This window comes from Pseudomonas sp. UBA6276 (assembly GCF_002438365.1).
GTDB lineage: Bacteria > Pseudomonadota > Gammaproteobacteria > Pseudomonadales > Pseudomonadaceae > Aquipseudomonas > Aquipseudomonas coleopterorum.
The window spans coordinates 4,604-6,209 of the sequence record NZ_DJUS01000190.1 but is presented as its reverse complement, the minus strand read 5'-3'; the positions used below and the strand labels follow the sequence as shown (position 1 = coordinate 6,209).

The window sequence follows — 1,606 nt, the reverse complement described above, 5'->3', positions numbered from 1 at the left end:
CCAGCCTGCAAGGCGCCGATGTTGCGCCCGTACGGGTGGAAAATCTTTCCGCTTCCGGCCTGATGCAGGAAGTCGAAGGCAACCTGAATGTCCAGGCCAGCTACAGCGTCGGCGCCTTGAACTATGCCAGCCGCTCGGTCGGCGCGCTGCAGATGAGCCTCAAGCTGGCCAACCTCGACATCGCCGCCAGCCGCGAATTCGGCAATTTGTATCAAACCATCATCGCACCACAATGGCAGACACCGTTGCCTGATGGCTCGCTACCGCCGCTGCGCCTGACTCCGGCGGAGCGTCGTCAGCTGGAGGCTGTCGTTGGCACGTTGCTGAACGCCAAACCCCAGCTGCAACTGGAACGATTGAGCCTGGCCACTGAACACGGTGAAAGTCATTTGAGCATGACCGCACAGCTGGCCAACCCAGGGTCGGCCCAACCGGGCTTGGCCGCCTATTGGCCTGCGCTGATCAGCAGCCTGCAAGCCGATCTGCAGCTGTCCAAGCCGATGCTCGCAGACGTGGGCAGTCTGCAAGCCAGCCTGCAAGGGCAGACCGACCCGGCGCGTGTGGCCCAGGCCGGACGTGATCTGACTGCGACCATTGCCGGCTTGGGGCAGATGCTGGGCTTGGTCAAGGATGAAGGCGAACACTTGCGCGCTACCCTGCGCTACAGCGATGCCGTGGTGGATTTCAACGGTCAGAAGATGCCGCTGCAGCAATTCGCCCAGATGCTCGGCCAGGTCGGCGTCATGGGGCAGCGCTGAGGGCAGGGGTACCGCAAGCGTCAGTCGCGCTGCGGCGGCAGCATGCGTTCGAGCATGCCGTCGCGCCGCACCGCCACGTGCCATACCGTGGCGGCCACGTGCATGACGATCAGGCCGTACACCGCAAACTGGCCCCACACATGGACGGTGTTGGCCACTTTGCCCAGGTCCTCGTTCTTGGCGAATCCAGGCAGCGATACCAGGCCGAAGAACGGCACATCCTGGCCATTACCCGCCATCAGGTAGCCGGTCACCGGCATGGCCAGCAGTACGGCGTACAACAGGCCATGGTTCAAGTGGGCGAGCATCCGGGTGCAAGCGCCAATGTCCGAACGATAGGCCGGAGCTGGGTGCCGCCAGCGCCAGGTCAGCCGGATCAGCACCAGCAGGCCGACGCTGATGCCCATGGATTCATGGGCCAGGTACCAGAGCACCCGCACCGGGCCGGGTGGGAAGTTCTCCGCGACCCAGACACAGGGCAGTACCAGGCACAGCGCGGCGACCGTCAGCCAGTGCAATGCCTGGGCGAAGCCGTTGTAGCGTTCGATCACCATCCTCTCACTTCCTCAAGCGCCGCACCTGGCGGACGTATCTCGATGTCGGCGTGCCGGCCGGCTGCACCCACCTGGTCATAGTATGTCCGTTATCGCCATGGTGCGAACGGCGTAACGGTCAGGCAGGTATTGTCCGATGACCCTATAACCGCCAGTCGGAAAAGATGAATCGATTCATGTTTCTGTTTCATTTCATTCAATAGCGGCAAGTCGGTGCCGATAGCCCCTGCAACTACACAGCGGACCTATCGGCCATGCAAAAAACCCTGAAATTCAGCCACAAGATTCTCCTGG

General features: G+C 62.3%; 2 protein-coding genes. One reads left to right on the top strand and one right to left on the bottom strand.

Annotated features, from left to right (window positions below):
* Window positions 1–758: DUF945 family protein (locus B2V21_RS21330; RefSeq protein WP_286917959.1), on the top strand; the 758-nt coding region annotated here is incomplete at its 5' end.
* A gap of 20 nt (window positions 759–778) precedes the next feature.
* Here B2V21_RS21330 and B2V21_RS21325 read toward each other — a convergent pair.
* Window positions 779–1,312: a cytochrome b gene (locus B2V21_RS21325; protein WP_286917958.1), complete on the bottom strand. Its 534-nt coding sequence runs from the start codon at window positions 1,310–1,312 to the stop codon at window positions 779–781.
* Window positions 1,313–1,606: the final 294 nt, after the last annotated feature.

Coding starts and splice junctions, on each gene's coding strand:
- B2V21_RS21325 (WP_286917958.1), bottom strand. CDS start 1,312: ATGGTGATCGAACGCTACAACGGCTTCGCCCAGGCATTGCACTGGCTG.